Genomic DNA, 17,440 nt, shown 5'->3' with positions numbered 1-17,440 from the left:
TTACTTGGTGAAAAATGACGGCAACCACACAGTTATTCTCTTTGCTTCAGCAGTTGGAGCTGCAATTACAACACGCACAGCTATGGAGTGAGGTGCCGCCTAGCGATGAAGCACTGGCGAGCACGCAGCCTTTTGCTATTGATACGCTTGAGCCTGAACAGTGGCTTCAGTGGATATTCATTGCTCGAATTAAGGCGATGATCGCGTCAGGTGCAGCACTGCCGAAAGGTTTTTCAATGGCTCCTTACTTTGTTGAAGTGTGGAAAAATGATGCGTTTAAGAGTGAGCTATTGATGCTCATAAAGCAGATTGATGAGGTGTGCGCATAATGTTAGAAATCATCTATCAAGACGAGTACTTTGTCGCGGTCAATAAGCCTGCAGGTATGTTGGTTCACCGCTCGTGGCTTGATAAACATGAAACACAATTTGTTATGCAGACGCTGCGTGATCAAATTGGTCAACACGTGTTTCCTCTGCACCGTTTAGATAGGCCGACATCGGGTGTGCTCGTTTTTGCTTTATCGAGTGAAGTTGCCTCTGAGGTGATGCCGATGTTTGCGAACCATGAGATGCAGAAAGCCTATCATGCGATCGTACGTGGGTGGATAGAAGAGGGTGATACCCTAGATTACGCACTTAAGGTTGAACTGGATAAGATCGCTGACAAGTTCGCAAAAGAAGATAAAGAGGCGCAGGAGGCGATCACTGTCTATGAGCCTCTCGCTAAAGTAGAAGTGCCGTATTCGACAGGGCGCTTTCCAACCAGTCGTTACTGTTTAGTTGAAATGTTGCCAAAGACAGGTCGAAAGCATCAACTGCGTCGCCATATGGCTCACTTGAGACATCCAATTGTCGGGGATACCTCGCATGGTGATGGTAAGCACAATCGACTATTTAGAGAGAACCTTGATTCACACCGTCTGCTGCTACACGCTTCAGAATTGCGCTTCATTCACCCGTTTACTCAGCAAGAGGTGGTGATGAGAGCGAGTTTAGATGAGACTTGGCTGAACCTGTTTAGGCAGTTTGAGTGGGATACTGAGTTAGTTGCGCAGAAGTAAATCGCTGACTACAAAATAAAGTAAAGGGCTGATAGTGGAAAACTACCAGCCCTTTTTATTAACTTAAGAAAGGGATCACTTCAGTTTTTCTAGATCCGCTTCGATCTCTGCGATCTTGCTTGAAACTACTTTTTCTAGGTGACGTAAGTCGGTCAGTATCTTCTGTTTCACATCGACGTCACTGCTTGGTGATGGCTTGGTGATCTTATTCAGCTCATCAATCACTAGCGTTAGATTGCGGTTGATCTCAGTAACTTCCTTATACTGGTTGTTACCGCCGCTGACCAACACACTTTTTACTTGGCGTGGGTATTTGAATTTGACGCTTTTAGCGAACAGCTCGCCTTTTTGCTTGCGGAAGTAGATCTTTAGGATGTCTTTGTGAGCTTCTTGACGAAGTGAGTAACGTTCAATCTGTTTAGGTTCATGGATGCCTAAACCAGTGAGGTTTGGATACATAAGCGACCTCTAGTATCTGAATGGAAGACGGATTACATAGGTTAATGTAGCAGCCTAATCATGAGCTAGATAGCGCTGGTGAATGAATTGATACTAAGTTGTGGGCAAGATCGCTCTCTCGACCTTGCCCACACTAAAAGCAGAATATTCAACTACCTGCTAGAGGTGGTCTAACTATGGCGCGAGCTCTGATACGTGCTCAGTAAGACGTTCACGTAGGGCTTGCTGTTGCTCTTCGGTTAAGCGCCCTCCAATATCACTGGTTAAGATAAACAAGTCTTCGGCACGTTCACCTATGGTGGTAATTTTTGCTGCATGTAAGTTGATGTTGAGCTCGGCAAAGGTTGCACCCACTTGCGCCAACAATCCTGGCGTGTCGAGCGCTCTTAGCTCCATTAAGGTACGCTTCTTACTCTTGGTTGGTAAAAACTCTACGGAAGTTTTCACCTTAAAGTGCTGCAAATTACGCGGTGTGCGACGAGTTCTGATCTTGGTTGGTCGACCATCTTCCAATACATGGGTTAGGTGTTTGATGACCGCTTTATGTCTCGCCTCGTCGATGGCTTCGCCATGCTGATCGAGCACCATAAAGGTATCGAGAACATGACCATCTTTACTTACCATCACTTGAGCATCATGGACGTTGAAGTTGCGTCGATCCAGCTCTGCGACCACGGTCGCAAACAGTGCCGGCTGGTCTTTTGAATACACAAATACCTCTGTACCGCCACGTGTTGGTTTTTTACTGATCAGTACCAGGGGCTGACTAGAGTCTTCAAGGCGCAGCAGGTTCTCACAATGCCAAGCGATCTGCTTATGGCTATGGCGCAGGAAGTAGTCAGCCTTAAAGCGTTGCCACAGCACCTCTATTTCGCGTGCAGTAAAGCTTTCTTTACGCAGTAGGGCAGATGCCATCTGTTGGTTGTGGCGAATACGGTCACGCACATCGACAGGGTTCTCTAAGCCACGGCGTAGAGCTCGCTGAGTAGAGTGGAAGAGTTCAGCTAACAGGGTTCGCTTCCAGCTGTTCCAGAGCTCAGGGTTGGTTGCACAGATATCAGCGACAGTTAGACAGACCAGATACTCCAGTGACTCTTCATCACGTACTTTCTTGGCGAATTCTGTGATCACATCCGGGTCGTAAATGTCACGACGCTGAGCGGTCACTGACATCAATAGGTGGTTTTGAACCAGCCAAGAGACAAGCTTAGCTTCGGGTTTAGATAGACCGTGTTCGATACAGAAAGAGTACGCTTCCACAGCGCCAATCTCAGAGTGATCACCACCGCGCCCTTTTCCGATATCATGGAAAATGGCTGCCAGAATCAACAGCTCTTTTTTCTGGATACGTGGGTAAACTTCACAACAGATTGGGTGTTTGTCGTGGTTGGCAGCATAACTGAAGCGGTTGATGTGTTTTAGCAGTCGAATGCTGTGCTCATCCACGGTGTAAACGTGGAAAAGGTCGAATTGCATCTGACCGACAATCTGACTCCACTGTGGTAGGTAAGCGGAAAGTACCCCAAGTTTGTGCATCAGGCTAAAGGCTTTATGCAGTGCGTTAGGGTGGCGTACCAAGGCCATGAACTTTTCACGCGCTTCAGGGATCGTATGCAGAAAGCGGTTAAGCCTGCGACGTGCTGTACGTAGCTGTCTTAACGTTGGGGGGCTCACGCCTTCAATAGAGGAATCATTAGCGATATGGATAAACATATCGAGAATGGTTTCTGGACGCGCCTGGAATAGAGCTGGCTTGCGAGCCTCAATCAGAGAGCCGCGTCTTTGAAAGTCTTCATCGAGAATTTGAGCGTCTTGGGTTTCTCCGCCATTAATGATCGCCTGATCAAACAGTTTAAGCAGCATTTTATTGAGCTCAGCGACTCGACGCAGGGTTCGATAGAACTCCTTCATCATCATCTCTACGCCGCGATTACCTTCACCAGAGTAGCCAAGATGCTCGGCAACCTGAGCTTGGTGGGCAAAGGTGAGTCGGTTGTCGTAGCGGCGCAGTTCAATATGTAGCGCAAAACGTACGCGCCATAAGAAATCCTGACATTCGACTAACTCGCGGTACTCGGCGTCGGTAAGGAAGCCATATTTGCTCATCTCAAGTAGAGACGTCGCGCCAAAGTGACGGCGAGCAACCCAACTTAATGTATGAATGTCGCGCAGGCCGCCCGGAGTCGACTTGATGTCTGGCTCTAAGTTGTAGGTTGTGTCGTGATAGCGCGCATGACGCTCTTTCTGTTCTTGAATCTTTGCTTTGTAGAAGGTCTCGCTTGGCCAAAATGAGTCAGAATGGATCTTCATCTTTAGCTGCTGGAAGGTATCTTCACTGCCACACAATAAACGAGATTCTTGCAGGTTCGTTGCTACTGTAAGATCGGCACTGCCAATGTCTAAACATTCAGCGACGGTTCTAACTGCGTGACCGACTTCTAATCTCAGGTCCCAAAGGAGCGTGATGAACTCGCTGACCTTATCGCCTAACGCTTTGGGTAGTGTTTTCTGGGAAACGACAAGAATATCAATGTCGGAAAGCGGGTGAAGTTCGCCGCGGCCATAGCCGCCCACGGCAACTAGACTGATGTGGGGTAATTCACTAAATCCAAAGTGCTGCCAAAGTCGACTCAAAATACGGTCCATATATTCGGAGCGTGAGAGGACTAGGTCGGTAACGGGGTGATGATTGAGAAACTCGTTTTTCTGATGCTCGGTGAACTGTTCGAGTTTTTGTTTGAGTTCACTGATTTCTATCTGTTCTTCTTTGAACGTAAGAGGGCATTGGTATGGCATAGTTTGCTATCCGTGCAAGCAAAAATAGGAATAACAGACAATTTACCAGAGGTTGCGCGGAAACCGAAATGGTTGTGCAAACGGTTTATCGAAGAGAGGTGAGAAGATCTGCAGATAAAAAAATATCCTCGACAAGGCGAGGACATTTTCATTCTTTCGAGCTGTTTAATTCGATGAATTAAGCGTTTTTCATGATACGAGGAATAGTATCATCGCTACGTAGCGTTAGAACTTCACAGCCAGTGTCTGTCACAACAAGCGTGTGCTCCCACTGTGCAGAGTTCTTGCTATCTGCGGTGTACACTGTCCAGCTGTCTTCGTCATCAAGACGGCAACCAAACTTACCTGCGTTGATCATTGGCTCGATAGTGAAACACATACCCGCTTTCAGTACTGTGCGGTCATTGTTTTTGTAGTGTACGACTTGTGGATCTTCGTGGAATTCAGAACCGATGCCGTGACCACAGTAATCTTTTACGATAGAGAACTTAGCACGAGGGTTGTTCTTGTTGTTGGTCTTGATGTACTTCTCAATCGCAGTACCGATTTGACCTAGTTGAACACCTGGCTTAACTTGACGCATGCCTTCGTATAGGGCTTCTTGTGCAACCATACATAGACGTTTGTTTGCTGGTGATACGTCACCAACTAGGAACATTTTAGAAGTGTCACCGTGGTAACCTTGAGGACGTACGCTTAAGTCTGCGTCTTTGTCATCAGGGATGATAACCGTGATGTCTACGTTTAGGATGTCACCGTCTTTAAGTACTGCTGGCTTGTGCTGACCAGTGCTGCCCACTTCGTCTTGCTCTGCTGGAATACCGTGACAAACGATGTGGTTGATAGAAGTACAAATTGACTTAGGGAAACCATGGTAATCAAGGGGAGCTGAATATGCGCCTTTCTCTAGAGCGTACTCGTGGCAAAGCTTGTTCAGCTCTTCCGTTGTCGTACCCACTTGAATGTGAGGTTCGATCATCTCTAGGATTTCTGCAGCCAGTTTACCGGCGACGCGCATTTTTTCGATTTCTTCAGCAGTTTTAATTTTTACAGCCATTGCATATCTCTTAATTAGGTCGCACCTAAGTGTGCGTATGGGGCTATTCTAGCAGTGCAGCAGTTTAGCGCAACACTGCCATATCCATACTAAAGGGGTGGTTACTCTTAGTGCTGGTGGAAAGACGACAAATGATTCCATCACAGCGACGTAAAAATGCACTTTATCAGTAGCTGTTGTTGAGCCTTAAAACAGAATTTTTTCTAGCCAAAGATAGACAAAATATGGTATAAAGCGCGCCGGACATCAGGACTGTTTTCTCCCTCTTGGCGAAACAGCCTTTGTGTTCACTTACTATATCTTTAAATCACACACATTCCGACACATGTTCCGGGGTGCTTCAACAACATAAATAACCGCTGCTTTAAGCCGTTAGTTGTTAGGGGTCGGATTCATGGGGGATGTGGAGGCCTAACCCCATAGAGGATTTTAAAAATGGCAACTGTATCAATGCGCGATATGCTAAAAGCTGGTGTTCACTTCGGTCACCAAACTCGTTACTGGAACCCAAAAATGAAGCCATTCATCTTTGGTGCTCGTAACAAGGTTCATATCATCAACCTAGAAAAAACTGTACCAATGTTCAACGACGCTCTAGCTGAACTAGCTAAAGTTGGCGAGAAGAAAGGTAAAGTTCTTTTTGTTGGTACTAAGCGCGCTGCATCTGAAGCTGTTAAAGAAGCTGCTGTAAACAGCAACCAGTTCTACGTTAACAACCGCTGGTTAGGCGGTATGCTAACGAACTACAAAACTGTTCGTCAGTCTATCAAGCGTCTAAAAGACCTAGAAGCTCAAGCTCAAGACGGTACTTTCGACAAGCTAACTAAGAAAGAAGCTCTAATGCGCACTCGTGAAATGGAGAAGCTAGAGAAGTCTCTTGGTGGTATCAAGAACATGGGCGGCCTACCAGACGCTCTATTCGTAATCGATGCTGATCACGAACACATCGCAGTTAAAGAAGCAAACAACCTAGGTATCCCAGTTTACGCTGTAGTTGATACTAACTCTAACCCAGACGGCGTTGACTTCGTTATCCCAGGTAACGACGATGCAATCCGTGCAGTACAGCTTTACCTAAACGCTGCTGCAGACGCGGTTAAAGAAGGTCGTAACAAAGATGTTGCTGCTGTAGCTGCTGAAAAAGATGGTTTTGTAGAAGCTGAATAATAGCGGCTCTGAATCACGCTTGGTTTACTAATCTAGATTTTGAAATCTTTATTAAATGTAAGCTAAGTTATAGTTAGATCGGGGGCCTCATTTTGGCCCCTGATTTTTACCTTATTTTCGAATCAACCGAGGAATAGAGAATGGCAACTGTAACTGCTGCTCTAGTTAAAGAACTTCGCGAGCGCACTGGCGCTGGCATGATGGAATGTAAGAAAGCGCTTGTAGAAGCAAACGCTGACATCGAACTAGCAATTGAAAACATGCGTAAATCTGGCGCAGCGAAAGCAGCTAAGAAAGCTGGTAACGTTGCTGCTGAAGGCGCAATCATCATCAAAGAAGAGAACGGCGTAGCTGCTCTTCTTGAAGTTAACTGTCAAACTGACTTCGTAGCAAAAGATTCTAGCTTCACTGCATTCGCAGAAGAAGTAGCAGCTGACGCAGTAGCTACTCAAGCTTCTGTAGAAGAGCTACAAGCTAAGTTCGAAGAAACTCGCGTTGCTCTAGTTGCAAAAATCGGCGAAAACATCAACATCCGTCGCGTAGCATACGTACAAGGTGCTGCACTAGCTTCTTACCGTCACGGTGAGAAAATCGGTGTTGTTGTAGCTGGTGAAGGCGAAGCTGAAACTCTTAAGCACGTTGCAATGCACGTTGCTGCATCTCGTCCTGAGTTCGTTAACCCAGAAGACGTACCTGCAGACGTAGTAGCTAAAGAGAAAGCTGTTCAAGTTGAAATCGCTATGAACGAAGGCAAGCCTCAAGAGATCGCTGAGAAAATGGTTATCGGCCGTATGAAGAAATTCACGGGCGAAATCTCTCTAACAGGTCAAGCTTTCATCATGGAACCTAAGAAAACTGTTGGCGAAATCCTTAAAGAGAAAGGCGCTGCAGTATCTAACTTCGTACGTCTAGAAGTTGGTGAAGGTATCGAGAAAGCTGCTGAAATGAGCTTCGCTGACGAAGTTGCAGCGGTACAAAAAGGTTAATCCTTAGCGTATTGTTCGAAAAAAGACCGTGGCCCATGCTACGGTCTTTTTATGAATAGCGCATGGAAAATTAGCCGTGATGAATGGATAAGAATCTCGACACATTTTTGTTTATTCATGACTGTTAATCATCAACTCTTTGGAAGGTAAACTCCATGACTACGAACCCTAAACCAGCGTATCAACGTATTCTGTTAAAACTTAGCGGTGAAGCGCTACAAGGCGAAGAAGGTTTTGGTATTGACCCAACGATCCTTGATCGTATGGCTCAAGAAGTAAAAGAATTGGTTGAACTAGGCGTTCAAGTAGGTGTTGTAATTGGTGGCGGTAACCTTTTCCGTGGCGCAGGTCTTGCTGAAGCAGGTATGAACCGCGTTGTGGGTGACCACATGGGTATGCTAGCAACAGTAATGAACGGCCTTGCTATGCGTGACGCTCTACACCGTGCTTACGTAAACGCACGTGTAATGTCTGCAATCCCTCTTAAAGGTGTATGTGACGACTACAACTGGGCTGATGCGATTTCTCAACTTCGTCAGGGTCGTGTTGTGATCTTCTCTGCGGGTACAGGTAACCCATTCTTCACTACAGATTCTGCTGCATGTCTACGTGGTATCGAGATTGAAGCTGATGTTGTGCTAAAAGCAACTAAAGTAGATGGTGTATTTACGGCAGACCCAGTAGCAAACCCAGACGCAGAGCTGTATGATACTTTGTCTTACAACACAGTTCTTGAGAAAGAGCTAAAAGTAATGGACTTGGCTGCATTTACGCTAGCACGTGATCACAAGATGCCAATCCGCGTATTTAACATGAACAAGCCAGGCGCACTACGCCGCGTGGTGATGGGTGAGACTGAAGGTACATTAATCAGCGAAACTGAATAATGACCCTCTCGCCAAGGTATTGCCTTGGCGAGTTTATTTTCATCACTCCTAAAAAGCTTTCTTGAAGAAAGAACATAATCAAGGTGAAATTGTGATTAACGAAATCAAAAAAGACGCTCAAGAGCGCATGGAAAAAAGTGTTGAAGCACTAAGAAATAGCCTTCAAAAAATCCGTACAGGTCGTGCGCATCCAAGCCTACTGTCTGGTATTTCTGTAGAGTACTACGGTGCACCAACACCTCTGACTCAAGTTGCTAACGTTATCGCTGAAGATGCTCGTACTCTAGCAATCACAGTGTTTGATAAAACACTAACGCCACTAGTTGAAAAAGCGATCATGACTTCTGACCTAGGTCTAAACCCTATGTCTGCGGGTACGGTTATCCGTGTTCCACTTCCACCGCTAACGGAAGAGCGTCGTAAAGACCTAGTTAAAATCGTTCGTGGCGAAGCTGAAGGTGGCCGTGTTGCTATCCGTAACATCCGTCGTGACGCAAACAGCGACCTAAAAGCACTTCTTAAAGATAAAGAAATCTCTGAAGACGAAGATCGCAAAGCACAAGACGAAATTCAAAAGCTAACTGACGCTGCGGTTAAGAACGTAGATGAAGTACTAGCAACTAAAGAAAAAGAGTTGATGGAAGTTTAATTTTCCACATTCTTCTCTGTTGGAAAAACGCTGTTCTCACCGTTCAGCGTTTTTTTATGCTACTCTGTCCGACTATTAGAATTTGATTCACTCTTTTATGCATAATTCTCAAGCGTTCACAGACTCTCTCCCAAAGCACATTGCTATCATCATGGATGGTAATGGCCGCTGGGCTAAGGCTCAGGGTAAACCTCGCGTTTTTGGCCATAAAAATGGCGTTCAAGCGGTTCGTAAAACCATCTCATCTTCTGCAAGACTCGGCATTAAAGCCGTAACCTTGTTTGCGTTCAGTAGTGAAAACTGGCGTCGTCCAGAGGAAGAAGTGGGTGTCCTTATGGAGCTTTTTATTACCGTTCTCGCTAGCGAGGTTAAAAAGCTGCATAAGAACAATCTACAGTTGCGTGTTATTGGTGACAAAAGTCGTTTCAATGAACGACTACAAAAGAAAATCGAAGAAGCGGAAGCTTTAACCAGTAATAACACCGGTATGGTTGTTAATATTGCAGCCAACTATGGCGGTAAATGGGATATTCAACAGGCAGTTAAGTCTATTGCAATTCAAGTGAAAGAGGGCGAACTCAACATTGATGAGATCGATGAGCCACTGATCACTTCGCACCTTACTATGTCTGATATTCCAGAAGTCGATCTGCTTATTCGCACTAGTGGTGAATGTCGAATCAGCAACTTCATGCTGTGGCAACTTGCTTATGCAGAAATGTATTTCACAGAACAGTACTGGCCTGACTTTAACGAAGATAGCTTGGTTGAAGCGGTAACATGGTTTGTAAATCGAGAGCGTCGATTTGGTTGTACTGGTGAGCAAATCAAAGCAATGATGGACAGCTAATAAGGATTTTTTAGTTTGAAACAACGAATTATAACTGCGCTGATCTTGGCTCCTCTGGTTATTCTGGGCATTTTCGAGTTATCACTGGCAACCTTCATTTTATCACTCTTCGTGATTACCCTTTTAGGTTACTGGGAATGGACTCAGTTTGTAGAGAGCAAGTCACGTTACTTGGCTCTTGTGCCAACGGTGGCGATCAGTGTTGCAAGCTTCGCGTTAATTCCATTTGATGCGTTTAGCTTAAACCACCTCTCAAGCGCGCATTTTGCTGTGTTAGCGATCGGTTCTGTATGGTGGGTTATCGCAAGTGGTTTAGCCGTGACCTATCCTAAGTCTACGTCAGCATGGCAGGGTTCTAGTTTACTGAGACATTGTTTCGGTATTTTGACACTACTCCCGTTCTTTTGGAGCGTAGTGATTCTAAGAGCAAATGGTATCGACCAAGACCCATACCATGGTGCTAAGCTGGTTATGTTTGTTTGCTTGCTTGTATGGGCAGCGGACAGCGGTGCTTACTTTGCTGGAAAGAGCTTTGGTAAACGTAAAATGGCTCCAGCAGTGAGTCCAAATAAAACCATTGAAGGTTTGATTGGCGGTATCATTACTGCGCTGATTGTTGCATGGATTTTCGCGGGTCTATTTGATATTCAATTTACTAGTCCGATCCAAATGGTTGCGATCACTTTAATTACCGTAGTGATCTCTGTATTGGGTGACCTCGTTGAAAGTATGTTCAAGCGAGTTTCTGGTATTAAAGACAGCAGCAATTTAATTCCTGGTCACGGTGGAATACTGGACCGAATTGACAGCTTAACCGCTGCCTTCCCAGTCTTTGCTCTGCTTTACTTAGCATTCTAAATTTTAAGGGCAGAGCAATCTGCCCTTTGTTTTATTCCTACGGTCTTACTGAGATGCGAAATCTAACTATCCTTGGCGCAACAGGCTCAATTGGTGCGAGCACCCTAAGAGTCGTTGAACAGAATCCTACTCAATACAATATTGTGGCGCTAGCTGCGGGTTCTAATGTAGAAAAAATGCGAGCGCTAGTGGCTAAGTGGCAGCCGGAATACGTTGCTATGGCGTGTCCTCAAGCGGCTGAAGAACTAGAGCGTCAACTGCAACAAGACGCTGTTTCAACGGTAGTGTTAAGTGGCAATGATGGCATGTGTCAGGTTGCGGCTTTAGACCATGTCGATACAGTGATGGCAGCTATTGTTGGTGCTGCTGGTTTGTTGCCAACGATGTCTGCGGTAAAGGCTGGTAAGCGTATTTTGCTTGCAAACAAAGAAGCTTTGGTTATGTCGGGGCAGTTGTTTATCGATGCCGTCGAAAAGTACGGTGCTGAACTGCTTCCTGTCGACAGTGAGCACAATGCGATTTTCCAATGCTTGCCAGAGCGAGTTCAAACTCAACTTGGCTGTTGCGACCTTACCGAAAACGGCATCAACCATATCCTTTTGACTGGATCTGGCGGTCCGTTCCGCTACACAGAAGTATCTGAACTGGAGTCGGTGACTCCGCAAAAAGCGATAGCGCACCCTAACTGGTCTATGGGGCCTAAGATCTCAGTCGATTCAGCGACTATGATGAACAAAGGTCTAGAGTACATTGAAGCGAAATGGCTTTTTAATGCATCTCAAGAGCAGCTGAAAGTGATTATTCATCCGCAGTCAGTGATTCACTCTATGGTGCAATACAAAGACGGTTCAGTATTGGCACAAATGGGCGAGCCTGATATGGCAACGCCAATCGCACTGACGATGTCTTACCCAGACCGTATCGATGCTGGTGTGAAGCCTCTCGATTTTACCAAAGTAGGTGAGTTGACTTTCTTAGAGCCGGATTATGCACGCTACCCATGCTTAAAACTGGCCATCGAAGCTTGCTACCTTGGACAGCATGCTACAACGGCAATTAATGCTGCTAATGAAGTGGCGGTGGATGCATTCTTAAATGAAAAAGTGAAATTTACCGACATTGCTGTGATTAACGAATACGTTATGAACAAAGTCTGTGAACAGCACACGTCTGAAAGTCTAGATAGCTTGGAAAGCTTGCTAGAGCTAGATACTATGGCACGAAACCTTGCCGTTCAGTTTATTGAAGAGCAGTTGTTATGAGTGGAATTTTATGGAACTTCGTATCCTTCATCGTTGCGTTAGGGATACTGGTCGCAGTTCATGAGTTTGGCCATTTTTGGGTCGCTCGTCGCTGTGGCGTAAAAGTTGAAAAGTTTTCGATTGGTTTTGGTAAATCAATCTGGAGCAAAGTCGGAAAAGATGGCACGGAGTACAGCCTGTCAATTATTCCTCTTGGTGGCTACGTTAAAATGCTCGACGGTAGAGTCGATGACGTCACCGAAGAGCAGCAACAATACGCTTTTGATAAGAAGCCTTTGTGGAAACGAACGGCGATTGTGGGTGCTGGCCCAGCGTTTAACTTTTTGTTCGCCATTTTTGCCTATTGGTTAGTCTTTTTGATAGGTGTGCCTGCAGTTAAGCCCGTAATTGGTGAGGTGGCTCCGCAATCTATCGCTGCTCAAGCAGGAATTGAATCTGGAATGGAACTTAAATCTATTTCAGGAATCAAAACCGCTGATTGGGAATCTGTGAACATTGGTCTGATCTCACATATTGGTGATGACAGCATGACAGTGACCGTAGCTTCTCAAGACAATATTGGTCTAGAACAGAAGTTGACTCTTGATCTGACTCAATGGTCTTTTGACCCTGAAACAGAATCGGCAATGTCGACCTTAGGCTTCAAACCATTTTCTCCTGAAATCTCAACAACGCTTGCTCAGGTAATGGAAGATGGTGCGGCGTATTCAGCAGGCTTTGAAGTAGGTGACCAGATTGTCAGCATTGATGGCGTAGAGGTGAATGATTGGCCGATGGTGGTCGAAGCCATTCGCTCTAATCCTGAACAAGCATTGAATATAGCTGTCGACCGCAATGGCTATCAAACTGAGCTGACGTTAACACCGAAATCTCGTGAACTGTCTGATGGTAGTTCAATCGGTTATGCTGGTATTGCTCCAGAAGTCGCAGAATGGCCGGAAGACTATCGCTTTGAGCTGCAATTTGGTGTATTTGAAGCAGTAGGAAAGGCGATTGATAAAACGGGTCAAATCATTGACCTAACACTGACGATGCTTAAGAAGCTTATCGTGGGTGATGTAGGACTAAATAACCTAAGTGGGCCAATCTCGATTGCTAAAGGTGCGGGCACCACAGCAGATTATGGCTTGGTCTATTTCTTAGGTTTCTTAGCTCTGATTAGTGTGAACTTAGGCATTATTAATTTAGTACCGCTGCCTATGTTAGATGGCGGTCATTTGCTCTTTTTCGCTATTGAGGCAATTACTCGTAAACCTGTACCAGAAAAGGTACAAGAGATGGGATACCGAGTGGGCAGTGCGATTATCTTCTCACTGATGGCCCTAGCAATATTTAACGACTTTACTCGTCTGTGAATGGTTCCTCACAGGCTTTGGTAGTAGCAAGGAATAATTAGAATAAGTATGGCGATTAAGCAAATTCTGTTCGCAAGTCTATTGGCCACAAGCGTGGCTGCGAATGGGGCAGAAAACTTCGTAGTTCAAGATATTAAGATTGAAGGCCTACAACGCGTAGCATTAGGTGCTGCTCTCTTGAAAATGCCAGTGCGTATTGGCGACCAAGTAGACGAAAGCGATGTATCTGAGATCATTCGTGCGCTTTACGCATCAGGCAACTTTGAGGACGTAAAAGTATTACGTGATGAAGGTGTGTTGATTGTTCAAGTTAAAGAGCGTCCAACAATCGCTAGTATCTCTTTTTCTGGCAACAAAGCGATTAAAGAAGAGCAGCTTCAGCAAAACCTAGATGCATCAGGTGTGCGTGAAGGTGAAGCGCTAGATCGTACGACTCTGAGCAACATTGAAAAAGGGTTAGAAGATTTTTACTACAGTGTGGGTAAATACAACGCGACTGTAAAAGCGGTGGTAACACCTCTCCCTCGTAACCGCTCAGACCTTAAGTTTGTGTTCACTGAAGGTGTATCTGCGAAGATCCAACAGATCAACTTCATCGGTAACGAAGTATACAGTGATGAGGAGTTGTTGAGCCGCTTTAACCTTAATGTGGATGTTGCTTGGTGGAACTTCTTAGCGGACGAAAAATATCAGAAGCAAGTGCTTGCGGGTGATATTGAAGCGTTGAAATCATACTACCTGGACCGTGGTTACTTAAAATTCCAAGTTGATTCGACTCAAGTCTCTATCTCACCTGATAAGAAGGGCGTGTACATTACGCTTGGCCTAGATGAAGGTAAGCCTTATAAGGTGAAAGACGTTAAGTTCCGTGGTGAGCTTATTGGTCGAGAAGCGGACTTCGAAGCGCTGGTACCGTTTGAAGAGGGTGATACCTACAACGGCTCTGCGGTGACCTCTCTAGAAGAGAACGTTAAGCGTATCCTAGGTGAGTCAGGTTATGCCTACCCACAAGTACGTACTATTCCTGAATTCGACGATGAGACCCAAGAGGTTTCTTTGGTTATTAACGTAGAAGCGGGCAGCCGTATCTACGTGCGTGATATCCGTTTCACGGGTAATAACTCAACTAAAGATGAAGTACTACGTCGTGAAATGCGTCAAATGGAAGGCAGCTGGCTTAACTCGAAGTCTATTGATACGGGTAAAAGCCGCTTGAATCGTTTGGGCTTCTTCGAAACCGTTGATGTTCAGACGGTACGTGTTCCGGGTACCGAAGACCAAGTTGATTTGGTTTATAACGTGAAAGAAGCAAACTCGGGTAGCATCAACTTTGGTGTCGGCTACGGTACTGAATCAGGCATCAGTTTCCAAGTTGGTCTTCAGCAAGATAACTTTGCGGGCTCTGGTAACCGTGTTGGTGTCAGTGCCATGATGAACGATTACCAAAAGAATGTGAGCTTGGACTATCGCGACCCATACTGGAACCTTGATGGTGTGAGTTTAGGTGGTAAGATCTTCTACAACGAGTTTGAAGCATCGGAAGCGGGTATTGTTGACTATACCAACCAAAGTTATGGTACCAGCCTGACTTGGGGTTTCCCTATGGATGAACTAAACCGTCTTGAGTTTGGTGTCGGTTACACCCACAACAAGATCGGTAATGTTCCTACCTATATTCAAGTTGAACAGTTTGCTAGAAGTATCAACCAATATGGTGATGAAAACATCCTTACCGATGATTTCGACATCAACATTTCTTGGACGCGTAACAATCTGAACCGTGGCTTCTTCCCAACTGCGGGTAACCACCAACGTGCTTTCGCTAAAATGACAGTACCAGGCTCTGACGTTAAGTACTTCAAGATGCAGTACGATGTAAAACATTACATCCCGCTGACTAAAAAGCATGAGTTTACGCTACTGATGCGTGGTCGTTTAGGCTATGGTAATGGTTATGGCCAGACAGATGGTAATGATAACCTGTTCCCATTCTACGAGAACTACTACGCTGGTGGCTTCACAACGTTGCGTGGCTTCGGCTCTAACTCTGCTGGTCCAAAGGCTGTTTACTCAAACAGCACGGGTAACAACCCGACTTACGATACAGCAACTGATGACTCAATTGGTGGTAACGCAATCGCACTTGCAAGCTTAGAGTTAATTGTACCTACGCCATTTGCTTCAGATGAGGCTCGCAGCCAGATCCGAACCAGTGTGTTCTTTGATATGGCAAGTGTATGGGATACAGAGTTTGTCGATCGTGAAGCGCCGAGTAACGGCTCTCAGTACTACTACGATTACTCTGACCCAACACATTATCGCTCTTCATACGGTGCAGCCCTACAGTGGATGTCGCCGATGGGACCACTGGTTTTCTCTCTAGCTAAACCAATTAAAATTTACGAAGGTGATGATGAAGAGTTCTTCACATTCACCATTGGTAGAACTTTCTAATACTTAAAGGACAATATTTTGAAAAATATGATGAAAGCAGCAGGTCTAGGCCTAATCGTTCTTAGCTCTTCTTTCTTTGCAACAGCTGCAGAAGCGGCACAGAAAATTGGCTACGTGAACACTGCACAAGTATTCCAAGCTCTACCTCAGCGTGAAGTTGTTCTTCAAAAAATGCAGGAAGAGTTCAAAGACAAAGCGGCTGAACTGCAAAGCATTCAAGCGGAAGCTCAAACCAAGATTGAAAAGCTAAAGCGCGATGGCGAGCTGCTTGGTCCAGAAGAAGTTGAAAAGCTACGTATTGAAGTTGGCCAATTAGACAGCAAGTACAAGATTAAAGCGCAAGCGCTTGAGAAAGCGAGCCAACGTCGTGAAGCTCAAGAGAAGCAGAAGCTATTTAAAGTGATTCAAGAAGCAGTAGAAAAAGTAGCTGAGAAAGAAGGCTACGATATGATCGTAGACATCTCTACACTTCAATACGCGAAACCTGAATACAATATCTCTGAGAAAGTAATCAAATCACTGAAATAAGCTCTATGAAGAATCTGACTTTAGCCGAACTGGCAGAAATTACCGGAGGTGAGCTACATGGTGAAGGCAGCGTGGTTGTCTCTGCAGTAGCTCCAATGGATAAGGCACAAGAAGGGGACGTAACATTCCTTTCAAATGCAAAATACAGCAAACACTTAGCTGAATGTAAAGCGTCTGCTGTGATGGTAAAAGAGAGTGAACGCGAACTGTGCACAACTCATGTAATTGTGGTTGATGATCCATATGTTGCGTTTGCTAAAGTAGCACAAGCTCTTGATACTACTCCTGAACCGGCTTCGGCTATCGCAGATTCTGCAGTGATTGCTGAGTCAGCAGTTTTAGGTGAAAACGTATCTATCGGTGCGAATGCGGTGATTGAATCTGGTGTTGAGCTGGGTGATAACGTTGTAATTGGTGCCGGCTGTTTCATCGGCAAAAATGCGAAGATTGGCTCAGGTACCAAGCTGTGGGCTAATGTGAGCATCTACCATGAAGTGGTGTTAGGTGAAGCATGTTTGGTTCAATCAAGCACCGTGATTGGTTCTGATGGCTTTGGTTATGCGAATGAGAAAGGCGAGTGGATTAAGATTCCTCAAGTCGGCACCGTTCGCATTGGTAACCGTGTTGAGGTCGGTGCATGTACGACGATTGACCGTGGTGCGCTAGATGATACTGTTATTGAAGATAACGTAATCATTGATAACCAGATGCAAATTGCTCATAACGTTCACATCGGATATGGTTCAGCGTTGGCGGGTGGTACTATCGTCGCTGGCAGCACAACGATAGGTAAGTACTGTATCATTGGTGGTGGTAGCGTTATCAATGGTCATATTGAGATCGCTGATGGCGTAACGATTACCGGTATGGGTATGGTTATGCGTAGCATCACTGAGAAAGGTATGTACTCTTCAGGTATTCCTTTACAGCCAAATAAAGAGTGGCGTAAAACGGCAACGCGCGTTCACCGTATTGATGAGATGAACAAGCGTCTGAAAACTGTTGAAAAACTTATCGAGAAGGGCTCGGAATCATAATTCCAGCATTTCTAATTAAAAGGCTCGCGTCA

Annotated in this window: 16 protein-coding genes; 13 read left to right on the top strand and 3 right to left on the bottom strand. The window is 45.3% G+C overall.

Translation table 11 applies throughout. From position 1 onward, the window contains the following. Positions 1 to 14: 14 nt before the first annotated feature. Positions 15 to 329 carry a YqcC family protein gene (locus FIV04_RS11205; RefSeq protein WP_152469163.1) on the top strand — a complete coding sequence of 105 codons (315 nt, stop codon included), beginning with the start codon at positions 15 to 17 and terminating at the stop codon, positions 327 to 329. Beyond that, entirely contained in the window at positions 329 to 1,063 is a 735-nt protein-coding gene (gene truC / locus FIV04_RS11200; protein WP_152469162.1) for a tRNA pseudouridine(65) synthase TruC, read from the top strand. Before FIV04_RS11205 ends, truC begins: the two co-directional genes overlap by 1 nt. Before the next feature lie 75 nt (positions 1,064 to 1,138). On the opposite strand, the gene FIV04_RS11195 is transcribed toward truC, so the two are convergent. From FIV04_RS11195 to map, 3 genes are all read right to left on the bottom strand, one after another. After that, positions 1,139 to 1,522, bottom strand: a complete 384-nt coding sequence (locus FIV04_RS11195; RefSeq protein ID WP_032551697.1) for a DUF3461 family protein — start codon at positions 1,520 to 1,522, stop codon at positions 1,139 to 1,141. Positions 1,523 to 1,696: 174 nt separating this feature from the next. Then, positions 1,697 to 4,318, bottom strand: coding sequence for a bifunctional uridylyltransferase/uridylyl-removing protein GlnD (gene glnD, locus FIV04_RS11190; protein ID WP_152469161.1), 2,622 nt, complete (start codon positions 4,316 to 4,318; stop codon positions 1,697 to 1,699). A gap of 178 nt (positions 4,319 to 4,496) precedes the next feature. Next, a complete protein-coding gene (gene map / locus FIV04_RS11185; RefSeq protein ID WP_152469160.1) occupies positions 4,497 to 5,375 on the bottom strand; it encodes a type I methionyl aminopeptidase in 879 nt (292 codons plus the stop codon). Positions 5,376 to 5,810: 435 nt separating this feature from the next. Here map and rpsB point away from each other — a divergent pair, with 435 nt between their 5' ends. The 11 genes from rpsB (at position 5,811) to lpxD (ending at position 17,408) form a co-directional block, all read left to right on the top strand. Next, positions 5,811 to 6,542, top strand: coding sequence for a 30S ribosomal protein S2 (rpsB, locus tag FIV04_RS11180; RefSeq protein WP_032551700.1), 732 nt, complete (start codon positions 5,811 to 5,813; stop codon positions 6,540 to 6,542). Positions 6,543 to 6,682: 140 nt separating this feature from the next. Next, positions 6,683 to 7,528 (top strand): translation elongation factor Ts, encoded by an 846-nt coding sequence (tsf, locus tag FIV04_RS11175; protein ID WP_150869129.1) that lies wholly within the window; start codon positions 6,683 to 6,685, stop codon positions 7,526 to 7,528. Positions 7,529 to 7,683: 155 nt separating this feature from the next. Then, the gene (gene pyrH / locus FIV04_RS11170) at positions 7,684 to 8,415 is read left to right on the top strand and encodes a UMP kinase (RefSeq protein ID WP_032551701.1); all 732 of its coding nucleotides are present in this window, start codon (positions 7,684 to 7,686) and stop codon (positions 8,413 to 8,415) included. 91 nt (positions 8,416 to 8,506) lie between these two features. Next, complete coding sequence (gene frr / locus FIV04_RS11165) at positions 8,507 to 9,064, top strand: ribosome recycling factor (RefSeq protein WP_032551765.1); 558 nt, start codon at positions 8,507 to 8,509, stop codon at positions 9,062 to 9,064. A gap of 97 nt (positions 9,065 to 9,161) precedes the next feature. Then, positions 9,162 to 9,914, top strand: coding sequence for an isoprenyl transferase (locus FIV04_RS11160; RefSeq protein WP_152469159.1), 753 nt, complete (start codon positions 9,162 to 9,164; stop codon positions 9,912 to 9,914). 15 nt (positions 9,915 to 9,929) lie between these two features. Beyond that, positions 9,930 to 10,772 (top strand): phosphatidate cytidylyltransferase, encoded by an 843-nt coding sequence (locus FIV04_RS11155; protein ID WP_152469158.1) that lies wholly within the window; start codon positions 9,930 to 9,932, stop codon positions 10,770 to 10,772. Positions 10,773 to 10,825: 53 nt separating this feature from the next. Further along, positions 10,826 to 12,034, top strand: coding sequence for a 1-deoxy-D-xylulose-5-phosphate reductoisomerase (ispC, locus tag FIV04_RS11150; RefSeq protein ID WP_152469157.1), 1,209 nt, complete (start codon positions 10,826 to 10,828; stop codon positions 12,032 to 12,034). Beyond that, positions 12,031 to 13,389 (top strand): sigma E protease regulator RseP, encoded by a 1,359-nt coding sequence (rseP, locus tag FIV04_RS11145; RefSeq protein WP_152469156.1) that lies wholly within the window; start codon positions 12,031 to 12,033, stop codon positions 13,387 to 13,389. Before ispC ends, rseP begins: the two co-directional genes overlap by 4 nt. A gap of 48 nt (positions 13,390 to 13,437) precedes the next feature. Further along, positions 13,438 to 15,843 (top strand): outer membrane protein assembly factor BamA, encoded by a 2,406-nt coding sequence (gene bamA / locus FIV04_RS11140; RefSeq protein ID WP_152469155.1) that lies wholly within the window; start codon positions 13,438 to 13,440, stop codon positions 15,841 to 15,843. A gap of 27 nt (positions 15,844 to 15,870) precedes the next feature. Next, positions 15,871 to 16,371, top strand: a complete 501-nt coding sequence (locus FIV04_RS11135) for an OmpH family outer membrane protein (RefSeq protein WP_032551707.1) — start codon at positions 15,871 to 15,873, stop codon at positions 16,369 to 16,371. 5 nt (positions 16,372 to 16,376) lie between these two features. Continuing rightward, positions 16,377 to 17,408 carry a UDP-3-O-(3-hydroxymyristoyl)glucosamine N-acyltransferase gene (gene lpxD / locus FIV04_RS11130; RefSeq protein WP_152469154.1) on the top strand — a complete coding sequence of 344 codons (1,032 nt, stop codon included), beginning with the start codon at positions 16,377 to 16,379 and terminating at the stop codon, positions 17,406 to 17,408. Positions 17,409 to 17,440: the final 32 nt, after the last annotated feature.

This window comes from Vibrio sp. THAF190c, assembly GCF_009363355.1.
GTDB lineage: Bacteria > Pseudomonadota > Gammaproteobacteria > Enterobacterales > Vibrionaceae > Vibrio > Vibrio fortis_A.
The sequence above is the reverse complement of the archived record's forward strand: the minus strand, read 5'-3'. Positions and strand labels throughout refer to the sequence as shown.

Coding starts and splice junctions, on each gene's coding strand:
- bamA (WP_152469155.1), top strand. CDS start 13,438: ATGGCGATTAAGCAAATTCTGTTCGCAAGTCTATTGGCCACAAGCGTG.
- tsf (WP_150869129.1), top strand. CDS start 6,683: ATGGCAACTGTAACTGCTGCTCTAGTTAAAGAACTTCGCGAGCGCACT.
- rseP (WP_152469156.1), top strand. CDS start 12,031: ATGAGTGGAATTTTATGGAACTTCGTATCCTTCATCGTTGCGTTAGGG.
- ispC (WP_152469157.1), top strand. CDS start 10,826: ATGCGAAATCTAACTATCCTTGGCGCAACAGGCTCAATTGGTGCGAGC.
- FIV04_RS11160 (WP_152469159.1), top strand. CDS start 9,162: ATGCATAATTCTCAAGCGTTCACAGACTCTCTCCCAAAGCACATTGCT.
- truC (WP_152469162.1), top strand. CDS start 329: ATGTTAGAAATCATCTATCAAGACGAGTACTTTGTCGCGGTCAATAAG.
- map (WP_152469160.1), bottom strand. CDS start 5,375: ATGGCTGTAAAAATTAAAACTGCTGAAGAAATCGAAAAAATGCGCGTC.
- FIV04_RS11135 (WP_032551707.1), top strand. CDS start 15,871: ATGATGAAAGCAGCAGGTCTAGGCCTAATCGTTCTTAGCTCTTCTTTC.
- FIV04_RS11205 (WP_152469163.1), top strand. CDS start 15: ATGACGGCAACCACACAGTTATTCTCTTTGCTTCAGCAGTTGGAGCTG.
- FIV04_RS11195 (WP_032551697.1), bottom strand. CDS start 1,522: ATGTATCCAAACCTCACTGGTTTAGGCATCCATGAACCTAAACAGATT.
- lpxD (WP_152469154.1), top strand. CDS start 16,377: ATGAAGAATCTGACTTTAGCCGAACTGGCAGAAATTACCGGAGGTGAG.
- pyrH (WP_032551701.1), top strand. CDS start 7,684: ATGACTACGAACCCTAAACCAGCGTATCAACGTATTCTGTTAAAACTT.
- rpsB (WP_032551700.1), top strand. CDS start 5,811: ATGGCAACTGTATCAATGCGCGATATGCTAAAAGCTGGTGTTCACTTC.
- glnD (WP_152469161.1), bottom strand. CDS start 4,318: ATGCCATACCAATGCCCTCTTACGTTCAAAGAAGAACAGATAGAAATC.